Here is a 19,534-nt window from a genome sequence, read left to right as displayed (position 1 = left end):
CTGTGTTGCGTCAGCAGGAAAGTGTTAGACTAGGGGATTAGATAATTTTCAGAGACCTGACGGTTTTTTCCCCGCGAGGAGTGTGGTTGCACCATGGCAAAAAATAAAAAACGTGGCTTTTTTTCCTGGCTGGGACTGGGACGCGAAGAAAAAGCGCCTGAGGAAGAGCTCCAAACGCCAGAGCAGCAGAGCGAAACAGCGGATGCCGCCACGCCTGCCGAAGCGGAACAGCGCGCGGAAGCTGTCGTAGAAGTAACGGAAACCGTTGCTCGCGAGCAGGCGGAAGAGGTTCGCGCGCAGCCTGAAGAGCGTGCCCCTGCTGAGTCCGGGTCGCGGCCAGAAGAAACGAGCGTGTCCGAAGAGGCTGCGCCAGCCAAACCGCATGTGGAAGAAGAGTGGCTGCCGGAAGAGAACGAAGTCGTTAAGCCAGAAGAAGAGCGGCTGCCGGAAGAAAGCAAAATCGTTGAGCCGGAACAGGAACCGCTGCCGGAAGAAACGGCTGCTGTGCAGCCAGAGCCGGCGCTTTTGCCTGAAGAGATCGTGGCTGACGAACCGCAGCCGGAAGAGGCGGCAATAGCGGCAGAGGAGCCTGAAGACGTCACGCCGGAAGAGCTTGAAGCGGCGGCGCTGGCCGCAGGCGCTTCCGAAGAAGAGCTGACGGAAATCGAAGAAGAAGAGTCGATCGCCGCCGCGCTGGTCAAGGTTGAGCAGGCCAACGCCGCTGAAGAGCAGGTCGCCGAAGAGCAGGCGCGGCCAACGAAAGAGGGCTTCTTCGCTCGTCTGAAGCGCAGCCTGGTGAAAACGCGCCAGAATCTGGGTTCTGGGTTCGTCAGTCTGTTCCGCGGCAAGAAAATCGACGACGAGCTGTTCGAAGAGCTGGAAGAGCAGCTGCTGATCGCAGACGTAGGCGTTGAAACCACGCGTCGCATTATCACCAATCTTACCGCTCAGGCTAGCCGCAAACAGCTGCGCGACGCCGAAGCGCTGTACGGCCTGCTGAAGCAGGAAATGTCTGAAATTTTGGCGAAGGTCGACGCGCCGCTGGATGTGAGCGGCAAAACGCCGTTCGTAATCCTGATGGTCGGCGTCAACGGCGTGGGCAAAACCACCACCATCGGCAAGCTGGCGCGCCAGTATCAGGCAGAAGGCAAATCGGTCATGCTGGCGGCGGGCGATACTTTCCGCGCGGCGGCCGTAGAGCAGCTGCAAGTTTGGGGCCAGCGCAATAATATTCCGGTTGTCGCCCAGCATACCGGCGCGGACTCCGCTTCGGTGATTTTCGACGCGATTCAGGCGGCGAAAGCGCGCAACGTTGATGTATTAATCGCTGATACGGCGGGGCGTTTGCAGAACAAATCGCACCTGATGGAAGAGCTGAAGAAAATCACCCGCGTGATGAAAAAGCTGGACGAGCAGGCGCCGCACGAGGTGATGCTGACGATTGACGCCAGCACCGGCCAGAACGCTATCAGCCAGACTAAGCTGTTCCATGAAGCGGTAGGCCTGACAGGCATTACGCTGACCAAGCTTGACGGCACCGCCAAAGGCGGCGTGATCTTCTCCGTCGCCGACCAGTTCGGCATTCCAATCCGCTACATCGGCGTTGGCGAAGGCATTGAAGATTTACGATCGTTCAAGGCGGACGATTTTATAGAGGCACTATTTGCCCGAGAGGACTAATTAGGATGATTCGCTTTGAAGAAGTCAGTAAGGCTTATCTCGGCGGTCGGCAAGCGCTGCAGGGAGTGGATTTTCATCTGCAACCGGGAGAAATGGCGTTTCTGACCGGCCATTCCGGCGCGGGGAAAAGCACGCTGCTGAAACTGATTTGCGGCATTGAGCGCCCCAGCGCTGGCCATATCTGGTTCAGCGGGCACGATATCAGCCGCCTGAAAAGCCGGGAAGTGCCTTTTCTGCGCCGTCAGATCGGCATGATTTTTCAGGATCACCATCTGCTGATGGACAGGTCCGTTTATGACAACGTGGCTATCCCGCTGATTATCGCGGGCGCCAGCGGCGAAGATATTCGTCGTCGCGTCTCCGCCGCGCTGGATAAAGTCGGGCTGCTGGACAAAGCGAAAAGTTATCCTATTCAGCTGTCGGGCGGCGAGCAGCAGCGCGTGGGTATCGCGCGCGCGGTGGTCAATAAGCCCGCCGTGCTGCTGGCGGATGAGCCGACCGGCAACCTCGATCACGCGCTGTCGGAAGATATTCTGCGCCTGTTTGAAGAGTTCAACCGCGTGGGCGTTACCGTACTGATGGCAACTCACGATCGGGCGCTGATCGCCCGCCGCAACTATCGTCTGATGACGCTGAATCAGGGACGTCTGCACGGAGGCAACTATGGCGAATAAGCGTAATCCGCGCCCGGCCGCGCCTAAAGCTGCGAAGCAGCCTTCCAAAAGCAAAGCGCTGAAGGGCGGCTGGCAGGAGCAGTGGCGCTACGCGCTGCGCGGCACCCTGTCCGATATGTGGCGACAGCCGCTGGCGACGCTGCTGACGGTAATGGTAATAGCCATTTCTCTGACGCTGCCGAGCGTCTGCTTTATGGTCTGGAAAAACGTCAGCAACGCGGCGCAGCAGTGGTATCCGGCGCCGCAGCTGACGGTTTACCTGAGCAAAACGCTGGATGACGATGCGGCGGAAAACGTGGTGGCGCTGCTGAAAAAAGAGGACGGCGTGGACAAGGTGAACTACCTGTCGCGGGAAGAGGCGATGGGCGAGTTTCGCAACTGGTCGGGCTTCGGCGGCGCAATGGATATGCTTGAGCAGAATCCGCTGCCGGCCGTCGCCATTATCACGCCGAAAATCAATTTTCAGAATTCAGACACCATGAACAACCTGCGCGATCGCGTGGCGAAAGTGCAGGGCGTGGATGAAGTGAAGATGGACGACAGCTGGTTCGCGCGGCTGGCGGCGCTGGCGGGCCTGGTAGGTCAGGTCGCTACCATGATCGGCATCCTGATGATCGTTGCGGTGTTCCTGGTGATCGGCAACAGCGTGCGGCTCAGCATCTTTGCCCGTCGCGACACCATTAACGTGCAGAAGCTGATCGGCGCTACCGATGGCTTTATTCTGCGGCCGTTTCTGTACGGCGGCGCGCTGCTGGGCTTCTGCGGCGCGCTGCTGTCGCTGGTGCTCTCCGAGGTGCTGGTGTTCCGTCTGGAATCGGTGGTGACTCAGGTCGCTGCCGTCTTCGGCACCACCTTTGTGCTGCACGGCCTGGCCTGGGATGAAAGCCTGCTGCTGCTGCTGATTTCCGCCATGATTGGCTGGATCGCCGCCTGGCTGGCGACGGTGCAACATTTACGTCGATTTACGCCGCAGTAACCTCTTCACACTTTTTTTGATATACTATTCCTCTGTTGCATGAACGTTGTGCCGCAGAGGAAGTTCTCTTTCGCAAAACTTCCTTCCGGCCTGTTCCCCCTACCCGAGAAATGTGTGTATATTACGCACAGCTGATAGTGAACTTGTGGATAACTTTGCGGTCAGAGTAGCACTGATTGCTCTTCTTTCTCGCTGTTGTTCACGTAGTCTTATGAATCGCGCAGGGAACTTGCGGCAATATCGCTTAATACAGAGAGGGTTTGAATGACCAAAGAAATGCAAACTTTAGCTATTGCTCCCTTAGGCAACCTGGATTCCTATATCCGGGCGGCTAATGCCTGGCCTGTGCTGACGGCAGAAGAGGAAAAAGCGCTGGCTGAACGGCTGCATTACCAGGGCGATCTGGAAGCAGCCAAAAAGCTGATCCTGTCTCACCTGCGCTTTGTTGTTCATGTCGCCCGTAACTACGCCGGATATGGCCTGCCGCAGGCGGATCTGATTCAGGAAGGCAATATCGGCCTGATGAAAGCCGTGCGTCGCTTCAATCCTGAGGTGGGCGTGCGTCTGGTTTCTTTCGCCGTGCACTGGATCAAAGCCGAAATCCACGAGTACGTCTTGCGCAACTGGCGCATCGTCAAGGTCGCTACCACCAAAGCGCAGCGCAAGCTGTTCTTTAACCTGCGTAAAGCCAAGCAGCGTCTGGGCTGGTTTAACCAGGACGAGGTGGAAATGGTGGCGCGCGAGCTGGGCGTGACCAGCAAAGACGTGCTGGAAATGGAGTCGCGTATGGCGGCTCAGGACATGACCTTTGACCCAACGCCGGAAGACGAAGGCGAAGGCCGCTCAATGGCGCCGATGCTCTATCTGCAGGATAAATCTTCCGACTTTGCCGACGGCATCGAAGAAGACAACTGGGATAACCACGCTGCCGATAAGCTGAGCGACGCCATGCAGGGTCTGGACGAGCGTAGTCAGGACATTATCCGCGCCCGCTGGCTGGACGACGACAACAAAACCACGCTGCAGGAGCTGGCCGATAAATATGGCGTCTCCGCCGAGCGTGTTCGCCAGCTGGAAAAGAACGCGATGAAAAAGCTGCGCGTCGCTATCGAAGCGTAAAAACCGCAGCAGCAGAAAAAAGGCGACTTTCGGGTCGCCTTTTTTGTTTCCGTAAAAAAGGCGTCCGATTCACTGTCGCTGATATACCCAGCCGTTTGGCTGAGCGACAAATCCGTGCCGCTGCATAAAAGCCGCAATGCCTTCCCGATCCCCATCACCCGTATCCGCCATCCACCACTGCGTAATGGCCGGATTGTGCGCCAGCACTTCCTCCAGCAGATAGCTGCCGACGCCGCGCCTTCGGGTGACTTCCCGTACCAGGAAATCCGTCAGCTCGCCCTGCGTGCCTTTTAGCGTCACTTTTACCGCGGCCAGCAGGCGATCGTTAAACTTCGCCGCGTAGAGCTGGCTGCACTCGTTCAGCCCGCTCTCCAGCGTATCTGCGTCGTTTTCCGGCCAGATTTTGCTTAGATCCAGACGATCCTGAGCGGTTAACCGCTGCAGCCTGAGAATAGTCAGTTTCATCAAATTACCCCGAAGGTGTGAAAGGCAGATTGTAGCGAAAACAGGCACAGAGCAACGCAGAACTTTTTTTGTATAAAAACAAAGCAATCTGTCAGTCTGGCGATTAAAGTTAATGATAAACGCTGAGCCATCCTGCTGAACGCAGAATAACCAGCTGGCAAAGTGGTGAAACAACACGCATTTGTACCAGTCATTTATGCTGAAGTAAGCGGCAATAGCCCATTTCTTCAGTTGATTTACAGAATAAAATTCCTGTTTAATAACCTGAAATTTAAAGCCTTATTACTAAAACAACGCTCTCATTCGCTAAGCCGTTATTCTCATGACGATTATTGACGAGAGCAGCAAACATAACTGATGGGGTAGTCGGGATGAAAATGAAAGGTAGCGCGTTTTTAGCAGGTTGTATGGCAATGGCGCTGAGCCACGCCGCGATGGCGGAAGAGATTAAAGTGGCTATCGTTGGCGCTATGTCCGGCCCCGTGGCGCAGTATGGCGATATGCAGTTTACCGGCGCGAAACAGGCGATTGCCGATATCAACGCCAAAGGCGGCGTCAATGGCAACAAGCTGGTCGGCGTGCAGTATGACGACGCCTGCGATCCAAAACAGGCGGTCGCGGTCGCTAACAAGGTGATCAACGACGGCATTCGTTACGTTATCGGGCATCTCTGCTCCTCTTCCACTCAGCCCGCTTCCGATATTTATGAAGACGAAGGCGTGCTGATGATTACGCCAGCGGCGACCAACGCCGATCTGACTACCCGCGGCTACAAGATGATTATGCGCACTACCGGTCTGGATTCCGATCAGGGGCCAACGGCGGCGAAATATATTCTTGAGCAGATCAAACCGCAGCGTATCGCCGTTATCCACGACAAGCAGCAGTATGGCGAAGGACTGGCGCGCTCCGTACAGGCGAGCCTGAAAAAATCGGGCGGCAACGTGGTGATGTTTGAAGGCGTCACCGCAGGCGACAAAGATTTCTCCACGCTGGTGGCGCGCCTGAAAAAAGAGAACGTCGATTTCGTCTATTTCGGCGGCTACTACCCGGAAATGGGGCAGATTCTACGCCAGTCCCGCGCGGCGGGCCTGCAGACTCGCTTTATGGGGCCGGAAGGCGTAGGTAACGCTTCGCTTTCCAATATCGCCGGCGCGGCTTCGGAAGGTATGCTGGTTACGCTGCCTAAACGCTACGACCAGGTGCCGGCCAACCAGCCGATCGTCGACGCGCTGAAGGCGAAGAAGCTCGATCCAACCGGGCCTTTCGTCTGGACAACCTACGCGGCCTTGCAGGCTCTGACTACCGGTATGGAGCGCAGCAAGAGCGCCGAGCCGGAAGAAATTGCTAAAAACCTGAAAGAGGGCGCGCCGGTGCCAACGGTAATGGGCGATCTGAGCTGGGACGCCAAAGGCGATCTGAAAGGCTTCGAGTTCGGCATCTTTACCTGGCATGCCGACGGCTCTTCCACCGCGGTTAAATAATAACAATAGCGGGCGTCGCTGACGCCCGTCGCGCCATTCTTCACGGGCTGTCCGTAGCAACACTCGCCAGGATCTGATGGGGTGGAAATATCGGGGCGCGCTTCGATAACGGAATGCTTTCCGCCCGTGTTGATAAAGCAACTCTCTTTCCGCCAGGGCGGATAGCAGTAAGGTATTTCTATGTCCGAGCAGTTTCTCTATTTTCTGCAGCAAATGTTCAACGGCGTGACGTTGGGCAGCACCTATGCGCTGATCGCCATTGGCTACACCATGGTGTACGGCATTATCGGCATGATCAACTTCGCCCACGGCGAGGTTTATATGATCGGCAGCTACGTCTCTTTTATCGTGATCGCCGCGCTAATGATGATGGGCATCGACGCTGGCTGGCTGCTGATTGGCGCCGGTTTTCTCGCTGCCATCGTGATCGCCAGCGCCTATGGCTGGAGCATTGAGCGCGTGGCCTATAAGCCCGTACGCTCCTCCAAGCGTCTGATCGCGCTTATTTCCGCCATCGGTATGTCCATCTTTTTACAAAACTATGTCAGCCTGACGCAGGGCTCGCGCGATCTGGCGCTGCCGGGCCTGATTAGCGGTCAGTGGACGCTGGGCGTCAGCAACGGTTTCGCCGCCACTATCTCCACCATGCAGATAGTGATCTGGTCAGTAACCTTTGTCGCCATGCTCGCGCTGACGCTGTTTATCCGCTACTCCCGTATGGGCCGCGCCTGCCGTGCCTGTGCCGAAGACCTGAAAATGGCCAGCCTGCTGGGCATCAACACCGACCGCGTGATCTCGCTGACCTTTGTTATCGGCGCGGCAATGGCGGCGGTGGCGGGCGTGCTGCTGGGGCAGTTTTACGGCGTGATTAACCCCTATATCGGCTTTATGGCCGGCATGAAGGCGTTTACCGCCGCCGTGCTGGGCGGCATCGGCAGCATTCCCGGCGCGATGCTGGGCGGCCTGATTCTGGGTATCGCCGAGGCGCTGACTTCGGCCTATTTGAGCACCGAGTACAAAGACGTGGTTTCTTTTGCACTACTGATTGTGGTGCTGCTGGTGATGCCAACCGGCATCCTGGGCCGTCCGGAGGTGGAAAAGGTATGAAGAACCTCTTTAACGCCTTTACTTCCGCCCTGATGCTGTTGGTGCTGGCCGCGTTCTTTATGGGAATGCGCCTGACGCTGGACGGTACGCATCTGGTGGTGAATAACGCAGGCAGCGTGCGCTGGAACTGGATCGCCATCGGCTGCGCCGTAGTGTTTTTCTTCCAGCTGCTGCGGCCTCTTTTCCAGCGCGGCCTGAAGAAAATTTCCGGCCCGGCGCTGGTGCTGCCGGGTATCGACGGCTCCACGCCAAAGCAGAAGCTCTTTATGCTGCTGCTGATTATCGCCGCGGTCGCCTGGCCATTCCTGGTTTCCCGCGGCACGGTGGATATCGCCACGCTGACCCTGATTTATGTGATGCTGGGCCTGGGACTGAACGTAGTGGTTGGGCTTTCCGGCCTGCTGGTGCTGGGCTACGGCGGCTTCTACGCCATCGGCGCCTATACCTTCGCGCTGCTGAACCACTACTTCGGCCTGGGCTTCTGGGAGTGTCTGCCGCTGGCGGGTATCGTGGCGGCGCTGTTTGGCCTGCTGCTGGGCTTTCCGGTGCTGCGCCTGCGCGGCGACTACCTGGCGATCGTCACGCTGGGCTTTGGCGAAATCGTACGTATCCTGCTGCTGAATAACACGGAGATCACCGGCGGCCCAAACGGTATCAGCCAGATCCCGAAACCCTCCTTTTTCGGCCTGGAGTTCAACCGCAGCGTGCGTGACGGCGGCTGGGACACTTTCCATCATTTCTTTAACCTGAAATACGATCCCAGCGACCGCATCATTTTCCTCTATATGGTGGCGCTGCTGCTGGTGGTACTGACGCTGTTTGTGATCAACCGGCTGCTGAGAATGCCGCTGGGCCGCGCCTGGGAAGCGCTGCGGGAAGATGAAATCGCCTGCCGTTCGCTGGGCCTTAGTCCGACGCGCATCAAGCTGACCGCTTTTACTATCAGCGCTGCCTTCGCCGGTTTCGCCGGCAGCCTGTTCGCCGCGCGCCAGGGCTTCGTCAGCCCGGAATCCTTTACCTTCGCCGAATCGGCTTTTGTGCTGGCCATTGTGGTGCTGGGCGGAATGGGCTCGCAGTTCGCGGTGATCCTCGCCGCCATACTGCTGGTGGTGTCGCGCGAGCTGATGCGCGATCTGAATGAATACAGCATGCTGGTGCTGGGCGGCCTGATGGTACTGATGATGATCTGGCGGCCGCAGGGTCTGCTGCCGATGCAGCGCCCGCACCTGAAGTTAAAAAGCGTGGAAAAAGGAGAGCAGCCATGAAGCCTTTATTAGCCGTAAACGGCCTGATGATGCGCTTTGGCGGCCTGCTCGCGGTCAACAACGTCGAGCTGGAGCTGCGGCCTCAGGAGATCGTTTCGCTGATCGGCCCCAACGGCGCCGGCAAAACCACGGTGTTCAACTGCCTGACCGGTTTTTATCGGCCTACGGGCGGCAGCATCATGCTGGGCGATCGCCAGCTGGCGGGCCTGGCGGGACAGGAAATCGCGCGGATGGGCGTTGTGCGCACCTTTCAGCATGTGCGCCTGTTTCGCGAGATGACGGTGATTGAGAACCTGCTGGTCGCTCAGCATCAGCACCTGAAGAGCGGCGTATTCGCCGGACTGCTGAAAACGCCGGGCTTCCGCAAAGCGGAAAGCGAAGCGCTGGACAGAGCGGCCAGCTGGCTGGATCGCGTAGGTCTGCTGGCGCTCGCCAATCGTCAGGCGGGCAATCTGGCCTATGGTCAGCAGCGCCGTCTGGAGATCGCCCGCTGTATGGTCACCCGTCCGGAGATCCTCATGCTGGACGAGCCGGCGGCTGGCCTGAACCCGAAAGAGACGCTGGAGCTGGACGAACTGATCGCCGAGCTGCGCAACGAACATAAGGTATCGGTACTGTTGATTGAACACGATATGAAACTGGTAATGGGCATTTCTGACCGCATCTACGTGGTCAACCAGGGTACGCCGTTGGCCAACGGCACGCCGGAAGAGATCCGCAATAACCCGGACGTGATCCGCGCTTATCTGGGAGAAGCTTAAGATGCCGATGCTCTCTCTGGAAAACGTCAGCGCGCACTACGGTAAAATTCAGGCGCTACATAACGTCAGCCTGCATATCGAGCAGGGCGAAATCGTCACGCTGATCGGCGCTAATGGCGCCGGGAAAACCACTATTCTGGGGACGCTGTGCGGCGAGCCGCGCGCGACTCAGGGAAAGGTGCTGTTTGACGGCAAGGAGATCACCGACTGGCAAACCGCACGCATTATGCGTGAGGCGATTGCTATCGTGCCGGAAGGACGACGCGTTTTTTCCCGCATGACGGTAGATGAAAACCTGGCGATGGGCGGCTTTTTTGCCGATCGTCAGCAGTATCAGACCCGGATCAAGCGCGTCTACGAGCTGTTCCCGCGCCTTTATGAGCGACGCGTGCAGCGTGCGGGCACTATGTCCGGCGGCGAGCAGCAAATGCTGGCGATCGGGCGCGCGCTGATGAGCCAGCCGCGCCTGCTGCTGCTGGACGAGCCGTCGCTGGGCCTGGCGCCAATCATTATTCAGCAGATCTTCGACACTATCGAACAGCTGCGTCAGGAAGGGATGACTATCTTCCTGGTGGAGCAGAACGCCAACCAGGCGCTGAAGCTGGCCGATCGCGGCTACGTGCTGGAAAACGGCCATGTGGTACTGAGCGATACCGGCGAAGCCCTGCTGGCTAACGAAGCGGTACGCAGCGCCTATCTGGGCGGCTAAACGCTTTTTCTCAGGCCCGGTCTGATATCGTTCAGCCGGGCTTATTAGTCATCCTTCCGTCATCTCGCTGTCATCTGACCGTTATCTCTCCGTCATTTTTGCATGTCATGTTACCTGCCGATGCGTTCTGGGACGCGCGTATTCACCGGGCACAGGAAACCGATATGTCATTGTTCTTCCGCCGTACCACACTTTCCATTGCGCTGGGACTGACTCTCAGCGGACAGGCGCTGGCCGCCACCGATATTCCTTTCTGGCACTCTATGGAAGGCGAGCTGGGCGTAGAGGTCAATTCACTGGCGCAGCGCTTTAACGAATCGCATCCCGATTACAAAATAGTGCCGACCTATAAAGGCAACTATGAGCAAAGCCTGGCTGCCGGTATCGCCGCCGTCCGCTCCGGCAGAGCGCCTGCCATTCTTCAGGTTTATGAAGTGGGCACCGCCACGATGATGGCGTCAAAAGCGATCGTGCCGGTATATGACGTCTTTAAAAACGCCGGCATCACCATCGATGAAAAGCAGTTTGTGCCGACGGTTGCCGGTTACTACAGCGATTCGAAAACCGGCCATCTGATCTCACAGCCGTTCAACAGCTCCACGCCGGTGCTCTACTACAATAAAGATGCCTTTAAAAAAGCGGGGCTGAACCCGGATGAGCCGCCGAAAACCTGGCAGGAGCTGGCGAAAGACGCTGAAGCGCTGCGCAAAGCCGGCATGAGCTGCGGCTACGCCAGCGGCTGGCAGGGCTGGATCCAGATTGAAAACTTCAGCGCCTGGCATGGGCTGCCGGTCGCCACCAAAAATAACGGCTTCGACGGCACCGACGCGGAGCTGGAATTCAACAAGCCGGTTCAGGTGCGTCATATTCAGCTGCTGCAGGAGATGAACAAGAAGGGCGACTTCACCTATTTCGGCCGCAAGGACGAATCCACCGCCAAGTTCTATAACGGCGACTGCGGCATCACGACCGCCTCTTCCGGCTCGCTGGCCGATATTCGTCACTATGCCAAATTCAATTACGGCGTCGGCATGATGCCTTATGACGACAGCGTGCCGAACGCGCCGCAAAACGCCATTATCGGCGGCGCCAGCCTGTGGGTGATGAAAGGCAAAGACGCCGCGACTTACAAAGGCGTAGCGGAGTTTATGCAGTTCCTGGCGCAGCCGGAAATCGCCGCCGAATGGCATCAGAAAACGGGCTACCTGCCGATCACCACCGCCGCCTACGAGCTGACTCGCCAACAGGGCTTTTACGAGAAAAATCCCGGCGCCGATATCGCCACGCGCCAGATGCTGAACAAGCCGCCGTTGCCGTTCACCAAAGGGATGCGCCTGGGCAATATGCCGCAGATCCGCACCATAGTGGATGAAGAGCTGGAAGGCGTCTGGACCGGCAAGAAAACGCCGCAGGCCGCGCTGGATAACGCGGTAACCCGCGGCAATGTTTTGCTGAGACGTTTCGAGCAGAGCGTTAAGCCGTAGTCAGTCGCGCCGCCGTGTGGCTCACGGCGGCGCAAGGATCACCCCACGCTTTGAGTCCTTATATGTCCGCTTCTCGCCCCGTTTTTCGTTCGCGCTGGCTGCCCTGTTTACTGATGCTGCCGCAGCTGCTGATTACGCTGATCTTCTTTCTCTGGCCCGCTGGCGAAGCCTTATGGTATTCGGTACAGCGCGTCGATCCTTTCGGCATCTCCAGCACTTTCGTTGGCATGGAAAATTTCAGCCAGCTGCTGGACGATGAGTATTACCTGGAGTCTTTTAAAACCACGCTGATCTTCAGCGGTCTGGTCACGGTTATCGGCCTGGTGGTATCGCTGTTTTTCGCCGCGCTGACCGATTATGTGCTGCGCCTGAAGCGGTTTTACCAGACGCTGTTCCTGCTGCCTTACGCGGTGGCGCCCGCAGTGGCGGCGGTACTGTGGATGTTCCTGTTTAGTCCGGGTCAGGGATTGATCACCCATTTTCTGGGGCAGATGGGCTATAGCTGGAACCATGCGCAAAACAGCGCTCAGGCGATGACGCTGGTGGTGCTGGCTTCCGTCTGGCAGCAGATGAGCTACAACTTTCTGTTCTTCTTCGCCGCGCTGCAGTCGATCCCGAAATCGCTGATCGAAGCCGCCGCCATCGACGGCGCTGGCCCGGTACGCCGCTTCTTCCAGATTTCGCTGCCGCTAATTACGCCGGTCGGCTTCTTTCTGGTGGTGGTGAATCTGGTTTACGCCTTTTTCGATACTTTCCCGGTCATCGATGCGGCGACGGGCGGCGGGCCGGTACAGTCCACCACCACGCTGATCTATAAAATCTACCGCGAAGGCTTTGCCGGTCTGGATCTCTCTTCCTCTTCCGCGCAGTCCGTGGTGCTGATGGTGTTGGTGATAGCGCTGACGGTAATCCAGTTCCGCTTCGTCGAGAAAAAGGTACGCTACCAATGATTGAGAACCGACGCGGGCTGAGCCTCTTCAGCCATATTATGCTGGCTCTGGGCGCGCTGACCGTACTGTTTCCGCTCTACGTCGCTTTCGTGGCCGCCACGCTCAACGACAGCGAAGTGTTTCAGGTGCCGATGCCGCTGATCCCCGGCGGTTCGCTGTGGCATAACGTCAGCACCATTTGGCAGCACGGCGTAGGCCAGAACAGCGCACCTTTCGGCAGAATGCTGTTTAACAGCACCTTTATGGCGCTGGCGATCACCGTGGGCAAGATTTCGGTTTCCATCCTTTCCGCCTTTGCGCTGGTCTGGTTCCGCTTCCCGCTGCGCGGCCTGTTTTTCTGGATGATATTCCTGACGTTGATGCTGCCGGTCGAAGTGCGTATTTTCCCGACCGTGGAGGTGATTTCAAACCTGCATATGCTGGATAGCTACAGCGGCCTGACGCTGCCACTGATGGCTTCGGCGACCGCCACCTTTCTGTTCCGTCAGTTCTTTATGACGCTCCCTGACGAGCTGATCGAAGCGGCGCGCATCGACGGCGCCGGGCCGATGCGCTTCTTTTGGGATATCGTGCTGCCGCTGTCGAAAACCAATCTGGCCGCGCTATTCGTTATCACTTTTATCTACGGCTGGAACCAGTATCTCTGGCCGCTGCTGATTATCAACGAGATCGATCTGGGCACCGCCGTCGCGGGCATTCGTAGCATGATCGGCAGCGGCGACGGCACCACTACGCAGTGGAACCTGGTGATGGCGGCAATGCTGCTGACGATGATCCCGCCGGTAGTCATTGTTTTAGTTATGCAGCGCGCTTTTGTTCGCGGGCTGGTAGAGAGCGAGAAATAGCATGGCAGGCGTAAAATTTCAGGCCGTCACCAAAACCTATGACGGCAAAAACCAGATTATTCAGCCGCTCGACGTCGATATCCGCGACGGCGAGTTTATGGTGATGGTTGGCCCTTCCGGCTGTGGCAAATCCACGCTGCTGCGGATGGTTGCCGGGCTGGAGCAGATCAGCAGCGGTGATATCTACATCGACAGTGAACGGGTTACGGATCTGGAGCCGAAGGATCGCGGCATCGCGATGGTTTTCCAGAACTACGCGCTCTATCCGCATATGAGCGTTGAGCAGAACATGGCTTACGGCCTGAAAATCCGTGGCATGGGCAAGGAGCATATTCGTCAGCGTGTGCTGGAAACGGCGAAAAGCCTGGAGCTGGAAACGCTGCTGCATCGTCGGCCGCGCGAGCTTTCCGGCGGGCAGCGCCAGCGCGTGGCGATGGGCCGCGCCATCGTGCGTGAACCCGCGGTGTTTCTGTTTGACGAGCCGCTGTCAAACCTGGACGCGCGGCTGCGGGTACAGATGCGGCTTGAGCTACAGCAGCTGCACCGCCGTCTGCAAACCACCAGCCTGTACGTCACGCACGATCAGGTGGAGGCGATGACGCTGGCGCAGCGGGTGATGGTAATGAATAAAGGCGTGCTGGAGCAGCTTGGCACGCCGGTGGAAATCTACGAGCGTCCGGCTACGCGCTTTGTCGCCAGCTTTATCGGCGCGCCCGCGATGAATCTGCTGGAAGGCGAAATCAGCCAGGATGGCACGCGACTGTCGCTGGGAGAAAGCGCCATTCCTCTGCCGCAGCCCAAACCGCAGTGGGCTGGCCGTCAGTTGACGCTGGGGATCCGCCCGGAGCATATTAAGCTGGCCGACCGGCAAAGCGGGCTGGCGCTGACGGTGGAAACGCTGGAGATGCTGGGCGCGGATAACCTGGCGCACGGCAAATGGGGCGGCCGCAATATGGTGGTGCGCCTGCCGCACGTCGAGCGTCCGGCTATCGGCAGCCTGCTGTGGCTGCATCTGCCGGCGGAGTCGCTACACTTCTTTGACACCCACAACGGACAACGGCTCGAATGACTGCTAAAGCCTGGCCTTACCCGCCCATCGTCGCCCATCGCGGCGGCGGCAAGCTGGCCCCGGAAAACACGTTGGCCGGTATCGATACCGGCGCGCGACTGGGCCATAAAATGATTGAATTCGACGTCAAGCTGTCGCTGGACGATGAAATTTTCCTGCTACACGACGATACGCTGGACAGAACCAGCAACGGCTGGGGCATTGCCGGCCAGCTTCCCTGGGAAAAGCTTATCCAGCTGGACGCGGGCGGCTGGTTCGGCAAGGATTTCACCGGCGAGCGGCTGCCCCTGCTTTCGCAGGTGGCGCAGCGCTGCGCCTCTTACGGCATGATGGCGAATATCGAGATCAAACCCACTATCGGGCTGGAAGCGGATACCGGACGCGTGGTCGCGCTGGCGGCCCGCGAACTGTGGCGAAACCAGACCGCGCCGCTGCTCTCCTCGTTTTCTTATGTCGCGCTGGAAGCCGCGATGCAGGCCGCGCCTGAGCTGCCACGCGGGCTGCTGCTGCATGAATGGCACGACGACTGGCTTGCGTTGACGCAGCGGCTGGACTGCGTGTCGGTGCATTTCAACTATAAGGTGCTGGATCGGGAAAGAGTGGCGGCGTTAAAAGCGTCGGGGCTACGCATCCTGGTTTATACGGTCAACCAGCCGGAAAAAGCGAGGGAGCTGCTGAGCTGGGGCGTTGACGCTATCTGCACGGATCGTATCGATCTGCTGACGGCGGATTTCGCCGAGCGGCGCTAAAGCTTCAGGTATCGCTTCCCCTGTTCAGGAGAAGCGATGCTGAAAACGCCTTACTGAGTATTCTGCTGCACCGGCGGCGGCGTGGTATTGCCTGGCTGCGACTGCAACACGCGCTGGGAGGCGCTGTTGCGCTGCTCCTGAATTTTACGCTGCAGCTGCTGGCTCTGCTGCTGCTGATCCTGCTGCAGCTTGCGCTGCTGTTGCTGCTGCTGCGTTTGCATCTGCGTCTGCATCCGCTGCGAGCTGGGGTTATAGCCCGGCTGGTTAGGTTGATTGTTATTTAACATATTAGCCATGCCGCTTAACGGCAGCAGCGCGGCGCAAACGAGTAACCATTTCATTTATTATCCTCCATGTTGCTGTGGCATAAGTGTATGCCAGCCTCGCTTTTCTGGCCCGGGAAGCGTTCTGAATTTGCGTGAACTCTCGCCTTATTGCTTATTTTGTGCATAGTTAGAGACGGTAAACAAACGTAAATAATACTAATAAGAGGTGTCTATGGGCAGAAAGCAGTTGGCAGTATCGCTGATAGCGGGATTATGTCTCTGGCAGGGCGCGTGGGCTGCGCCAGCCGCGCCGCCGGTTTCCTACGGCGTTGAGGCAGATACTTTTCATCCGGTTAAAGAGCAGCACGGTATGGTGGCCTCCGTGGACGCGCTGGCAACCCAGGCTGGCGTCGACGTGCTGAAGCGCGGCGGCAACGCGGTGGACGCGGCCGTCGCCGTCGGCTTTGCGCTGGCGGTCACCCATCCGCAGGCCGGAAACCTCGGCGGCGGCGGTTTTATGCTAATTCGCACCGCGTCCGGTCATACTACCGCTATCGATTTCCGCGAGATGGCGCCGATTAAAGCCAGCCGCGATATGTTCCTGGATGCCCAGGGCAATGCCGACAGCAAAAAATCGCTGACTTCCCATCTTGCTACCGGCGTGCCCGGCACCGTCGCCGGTTTTGCGCTGGCCAATAAAGAGTATGGCACTTTGCCGCTCTCTCAGCTGATCGCGCCCGCGATTAACATGGCGGAAAAAGGCATAGTGGTAAACGAGGCGCTGGCGGACGATCTTAAAGTCTACGGCAAAGAAGTGCTGTTTGATCATGCCAACAGCAAGGCGATTTTTTATAAAGCGGACGGCGAGCCTTACGCTCGCGGCGAGAAGCTGGTGCAGCACAACCTGGCCCGCAGCCTGAAACTGATCGCGACGCTTGGGCCGGACGCCTTTTATAAAGGTAAAATAGCTGATGAAATCGCGGCGGAGATGGCGGCCAACGGCGGCCTGATCGGCAAAGCGGATCTGGCGAACTATAAAGCCGTAGAGCGCAAGCCGATCGGCGGCACCTATCGCGGCTATGAAGTCTTTTCCATGCCGCCGCCATCTTCCGGCGGCATCCATATCGTACAAATCCTCAATATTCTGGAGAACTTCGACCTGGCGAAAATGGGCTTCGGCAGTGCCGACGCAATGCAGGTGATGGCGGAAGCGGAAAAGCGCGCCTATGCCGACCGCTCGGAATACCTGGGCGACCCCGATTTCGTGAAAGTGCCGTGGCAGGCGCTGACCAGCAAAGCCTATGCAAAATCGCTGGCGCAGCAGATAGATATCAACAAAGCGCGGCCTTCTGCAGACATTAAACCCGGCAAGCTCGCGCCTTATGAAAGCAACCAGACCACCCATTTCTCCGTGGTGGATAAGCAGGGCAACGCGGTGGCCGTCACCTATACGCTGAACACCAATTTTGGCAGCGGCATCGTAGCGGGCAACAGCGGTATTCTGCTGAATAACGAGATGGACGATTTCTCCGCCAAACCGGGCACGCCAAATATCTATGGTCTGGTTGGCGGCGAAGCCAACGCGGTGCAGCCATACAAAAGGCCGCTCTCCTCCATGTCGCCGACCATCGTCGCCAAAGACGGCAAAACCTGGCTGGTGACGGGCAGCCCTGGCGGCAGTCGTATTATCACCACCGTGCTGCAAATGGTGGTAAATAGCATCGATTTTGGGATGAACATTGCAGAAGCAACCAGCGCGCCGCGCTTTCATCATCAGTGGCTGCCGGATCAGCTGCGGGTGGAAAAAGGCTTCAGCCCCGATACGCTGAAACTGCTGGAAGCGAAAGGCCAGCAGGTGAAGGTATTGCCGGCAATGGGCAGCACGCAGAGCATTATGATTGGCCCGGATGGCTCGCTGTATGGCGCTTCCGATCCGCGCACCGTTGACGATCTGACGGCAGGTTATTAAGAGTGAAAGGGCGACAGGGAAGTCGCTTTGATCCGGATTGCAGATCAGCCTGGGCATAGCTATTAAAACGGTATTTAATTATAGGCTGTTTTATTAAAGAGTCGTTTAATAAGAAAGGGAGCAATTAAAGGAGCTTTTAATGAAAAGAGTCGCAGGTCGATATGTAGTGACAAAAAGTCATGATGAAAGCGTACGAGCATTCGTGCCTGAAGCCTTGCCCCCACATTCTCCGGAAATTCAGGCAGAGTGCTGGACGGATCTTAGCCGTAGAGCGGAATTGGCGATAGCCAGGCTATCGGGCATGTCAGGTCTGGTGACATCAGGTGAATGGTTAATTTACAGCGCCATACGCAAAGAAGCGCTGCTTACTTCGCAGCTGGAAGGAACTCAGGCCACGCTAATTGATGTATTCGACGATGAAGCCGGTATTTCCGTGACAAATAGCGATGACGTCGAAGAGGTTACCAACTATCTAAAAGCGTTCAAATTTGCGCGCGAACAAATCCTTTCTCCTACAGGATTACCTGTGTCGATAAGATTGCTTACGCAAGCCCATGAAATTTTGCTGGCTGGGGTACGTGGAGCGGCGAAAAGTCCCGGTTCTGTCCGTACCAGCCAAAACTGGATTGGAGGAACCCGGCCAGGCAATGCGGTATTTGTCCCGCCACCGCCTGAAATAGTCCCCGATCTGCTTAGTGATTTAGAGCTGTTTATTCATAGCAAACAAGCGACACTACCTCCGCTTGTGCGAATTGCGCTGGTACACGCGCAATTTGAAACCATTCATCCTTTTCTGGACGGCAATGGTCGTATTGGACGATTACTGATAGCTATGCTGCTTGAAGAGTGGAAACTCTTGCCTCAGCCTTTGTTGTATATGTCAGGTTATCTTAAAGCCCATCAGACGGAATACTATCGCTGCCTTTCTGAACTTCGCAGCAATGGCGATTGGGAATCATGGATACTTTTTTTCCTGGAAGGCGTGGAGATTGCTGCAGAGAAGGCGCAACAAAGTATTATTCAAATTGCTTCATTGATTGCGGCTGACAGAAAAAAAGTCCTTACTATGAGTTCCAGTACGCTGCAAACGCTCCGGCTTTTTGAACTGTTGCCCGTTATGCCAAAGCTAACGGTTGAACGTGCGCAGTCTGAACTTGGCGTAACCTTTCCTACGGCAAATGCTGCGATTAAAACTTTGCTGCAAGCTGGCATCCTGATTGAAACAACGGGCAAACAACGAGGGAAAAGCTTTGTCTACAAAGCTTATGTAGATCTCTTACGTGAAGAGTAAGTCTTGAAGGTACCTTAACAGCACGTTTTAACCTGCTATTAAGAATACCAACGGGATAGATTTTTGGTTTACGCAGCCCTTAACCGTGCCATATACAACGCGTCCACCAGCTTGCCGTTGCGCATAGCGAAGCGCCTCGCGCGGCCTTCGGTTTCAAAACCAAAACGCTGATAGAGCCTGACGGCTGTCTCGTTGTCGGCAAAAACCGTCAGCTCTATTCTTTCGACATTCAGCCAGTTATCGCACAGGCCAACCATCTCGCGCATTAAAGCCGACGCCACGCCGCGGCCACGAAAATGAGAATCGACGCAGAGGCCGAAAGTCGCCGTATGACGCCGCCGCGCGCGGTCATTCACTTCCAGATAGAGATCGCCGACGACCTGTTCATCAATGCAGGCCACCAGCCGCTGCGCGCCGGGTTTATTGTTCCGCAGGCGTTCCTGAGTGAGCTGAAGCGACGGATGAGGGATCTGCAACGTATCGGCATAAGTTTCCGGCTGGCTAAGGATTCGGTATAGCGCGGCGGCGTCATCAACGGCAGCGTGTCTTATCGCAATCTCGCTCATTTTCAGCTCCTTTAGGTGATTTCCTTTCTAAATTCATGGGATTCGTGCGTAAAAGCAAGTGAAAAAATTGCGGTAAAAACTTTACAAGTGCGAATGATAATGATT

The 19,534-nt window shown here is 57.1% G+C and carries 19 protein-coding genes; 16 read left to right on the top strand and 3 right to left on the bottom strand.

The window, feature by feature from the left end:
* The first annotated feature begins 93 nt into the window (after positions 1-93).
* The 4 genes from ftsY to rpoH all read left to right on the top strand — a co-directional run bounded on the left by ftsY (position 94) and on the right by rpoH (position 4,449).
* A complete protein-coding gene (gene ftsY / locus MKZ79_RS19780) occupies positions 94-1,680 on the top strand; it encodes a signal recognition particle-docking protein FtsY (protein ID WP_336144328.1) in 1,587 nt (528 codons plus the stop codon).
* A gap of 5 nt (positions 1,681-1,685) precedes the next feature.
* Positions 1,686-2,354: a cell division ATP-binding protein FtsE gene (gene ftsE / locus MKZ79_RS19775; RefSeq protein WP_336144327.1), complete on the top strand. Its 669-nt coding sequence runs from the start codon at positions 1,686-1,688 to the stop codon at positions 2,352-2,354.
* Positions 2,344-3,330, top strand: coding sequence for a permease-like cell division protein FtsX (gene ftsX / locus MKZ79_RS19770; protein WP_336144326.1), 987 nt, complete (start codon positions 2,344-2,346; stop codon positions 3,328-3,330). Before ftsE ends, ftsX begins: the two co-directional genes overlap by 11 nt.
* A gap of 264 nt (positions 3,331-3,594) precedes the next feature.
* Entirely contained in the window at positions 3,595-4,449 is an 855-nt protein-coding gene (gene rpoH / locus MKZ79_RS19765; protein ID WP_336144325.1) for an RNA polymerase sigma factor RpoH, read from the top strand.
* 69 nt (positions 4,450-4,518) lie between these two features.
* Here rpoH and panM read toward each other — a convergent pair whose 3' ends face one another.
* On the bottom strand, positions 4,519-4,914 hold the full coding sequence (gene panM / locus MKZ79_RS19760) for an aspartate 1-decarboxylase autocleavage activator PanM (protein WP_336144324.1): 396 nt from the start codon (positions 4,912-4,914) through the stop codon (positions 4,519-4,521).
* 371 nt (positions 4,915-5,285) lie between these two features.
* On the opposite strand from panM, the gene MKZ79_RS19755 reads away from it, so the two are divergent.
* From MKZ79_RS19755 to ugpQ, 10 genes are all read left to right on the top strand, one after another.
* Positions 5,286-6,398, top strand: a complete 1,113-nt coding sequence (locus MKZ79_RS19755; RefSeq protein ID WP_336144323.1) for a branched-chain amino acid ABC transporter substrate-binding protein — start codon at positions 5,286-5,288, stop codon at positions 6,396-6,398.
* A gap of 180 nt (positions 6,399-6,578) precedes the next feature.
* Entirely contained in the window at positions 6,579-7,505 is a 927-nt protein-coding gene (gene livH, locus MKZ79_RS19750; protein ID WP_336144322.1) for a high-affinity branched-chain amino acid ABC transporter permease LivH, read from the top strand.
* Complete coding sequence (locus MKZ79_RS19745) at positions 7,502-8,770, top strand: high-affinity branched-chain amino acid ABC transporter permease LivM (protein WP_336144321.1); 1,269 nt, start codon at positions 7,502-7,504, stop codon at positions 8,768-8,770. The genes livH and MKZ79_RS19745 overlap by 4 nt, the downstream gene beginning before the upstream one ends.
* Complete coding sequence (gene livG / locus MKZ79_RS19740) at positions 8,767-9,531, top strand: high-affinity branched-chain amino acid ABC transporter ATP-binding protein LivG (RefSeq protein ID WP_336144320.1); 765 nt, start codon at positions 8,767-8,769, stop codon at positions 9,529-9,531. The genes MKZ79_RS19745 and livG overlap by 4 nt, the downstream gene beginning before the upstream one ends.
* A 1-nt stretch (position 9,532) precedes the next feature.
* Complete coding sequence (gene livF, locus MKZ79_RS19735) at positions 9,533-10,240, top strand: high-affinity branched-chain amino acid ABC transporter ATP-binding protein LivF (protein WP_336144319.1); 708 nt, start codon at positions 9,533-9,535, stop codon at positions 10,238-10,240.
* 164 nt (positions 10,241-10,404) lie between these two features.
* A complete protein-coding gene (gene ugpB / locus MKZ79_RS19730) occupies positions 10,405-11,724 on the top strand; it encodes a sn-glycerol-3-phosphate ABC transporter substrate-binding protein UgpB (RefSeq protein ID WP_336144318.1) in 1,320 nt (439 codons plus the stop codon).
* A gap of 62 nt (positions 11,725-11,786) precedes the next feature.
* Positions 11,787-12,674, top strand: coding sequence for a sn-glycerol-3-phosphate ABC transporter permease UgpA (ugpA, locus tag MKZ79_RS19725; RefSeq protein ID WP_336144317.1), 888 nt, complete (start codon positions 11,787-11,789; stop codon positions 12,672-12,674).
* Positions 12,671-13,519 (top strand): sn-glycerol-3-phosphate ABC transporter permease UgpE, encoded by an 849-nt coding sequence (gene ugpE, locus MKZ79_RS19720; protein WP_336144316.1) that lies wholly within the window; start codon positions 12,671-12,673, stop codon positions 13,517-13,519. The genes ugpA and ugpE overlap by 4 nt, the downstream gene beginning before the upstream one ends.
* A 1-nt stretch (position 13,520) precedes the next feature.
* The gene (locus MKZ79_RS19715) at positions 13,521-14,588 is read left to right on the top strand and encodes a sn-glycerol-3-phosphate import ATP-binding protein UgpC (RefSeq protein WP_336144315.1); all 1,068 of its coding nucleotides are present in this window, start codon (positions 13,521-13,523) and stop codon (positions 14,586-14,588) included.
* The gene (gene ugpQ, locus MKZ79_RS19710; protein WP_336144314.1) at positions 14,585-15,337 is read left to right on the top strand and encodes a glycerophosphodiester phosphodiesterase; all 753 of its coding nucleotides are present in this window, start codon (positions 14,585-14,587) and stop codon (positions 15,335-15,337) included. The genes MKZ79_RS19715 and ugpQ overlap by 4 nt, the downstream gene beginning before the upstream one ends.
* Before the next feature lie 50 nt (positions 15,338-15,387).
* On the opposite strand, the gene MKZ79_RS19705 is transcribed toward ugpQ, so the two are convergent.
* Complete coding sequence (locus MKZ79_RS19705; protein WP_336144313.1) at positions 15,388-15,678, bottom strand: DUF2756 domain-containing protein; 291 nt, start codon at positions 15,676-15,678, stop codon at positions 15,388-15,390.
* 157 nt (positions 15,679-15,835) lie between these two features.
* Here MKZ79_RS19705 and ggt point away from each other — a divergent pair, with 157 nt between their 5' ends.
* Both ggt and MKZ79_RS19695 read left to right on the top strand, forming a co-directional pair.
* Entirely contained in the window at positions 15,836-17,572 is a 1,737-nt protein-coding gene (gene ggt, locus MKZ79_RS19700) for a gamma-glutamyltransferase (protein WP_336144312.1), read from the top strand.
* Between the two features lie 139 nt (positions 17,573-17,711).
* Complete coding sequence (locus MKZ79_RS19695) at positions 17,712-18,863, top strand: Fic family protein (RefSeq protein WP_336144311.1); 1,152 nt, start codon at positions 17,712-17,714, stop codon at positions 18,861-18,863.
* Between the two features lie 68 nt (positions 18,864-18,931).
* Here MKZ79_RS19695 and MKZ79_RS19690 read toward each other — a convergent pair whose 3' ends face one another.
* Complete coding sequence (locus MKZ79_RS19690; protein ID WP_336144310.1) at positions 18,932-19,429, bottom strand: GNAT family N-acetyltransferase; 498 nt, start codon at positions 19,427-19,429, stop codon at positions 18,932-18,934.
* Positions 19,430-19,534: the final 105 nt, after the last annotated feature.

The sequence above is a fragment of the Erwinia sp. CGal63 genome (assembly GCF_037026505.1).
Classification (GTDB): Bacteria; Pseudomonadota; Gammaproteobacteria; order Enterobacterales; family Enterobacteriaceae; genus Erwinia.
The sequence above is the reverse complement of the archived record's forward strand: the minus strand, read 5'-3'. Positions and strand labels throughout refer to the sequence as shown.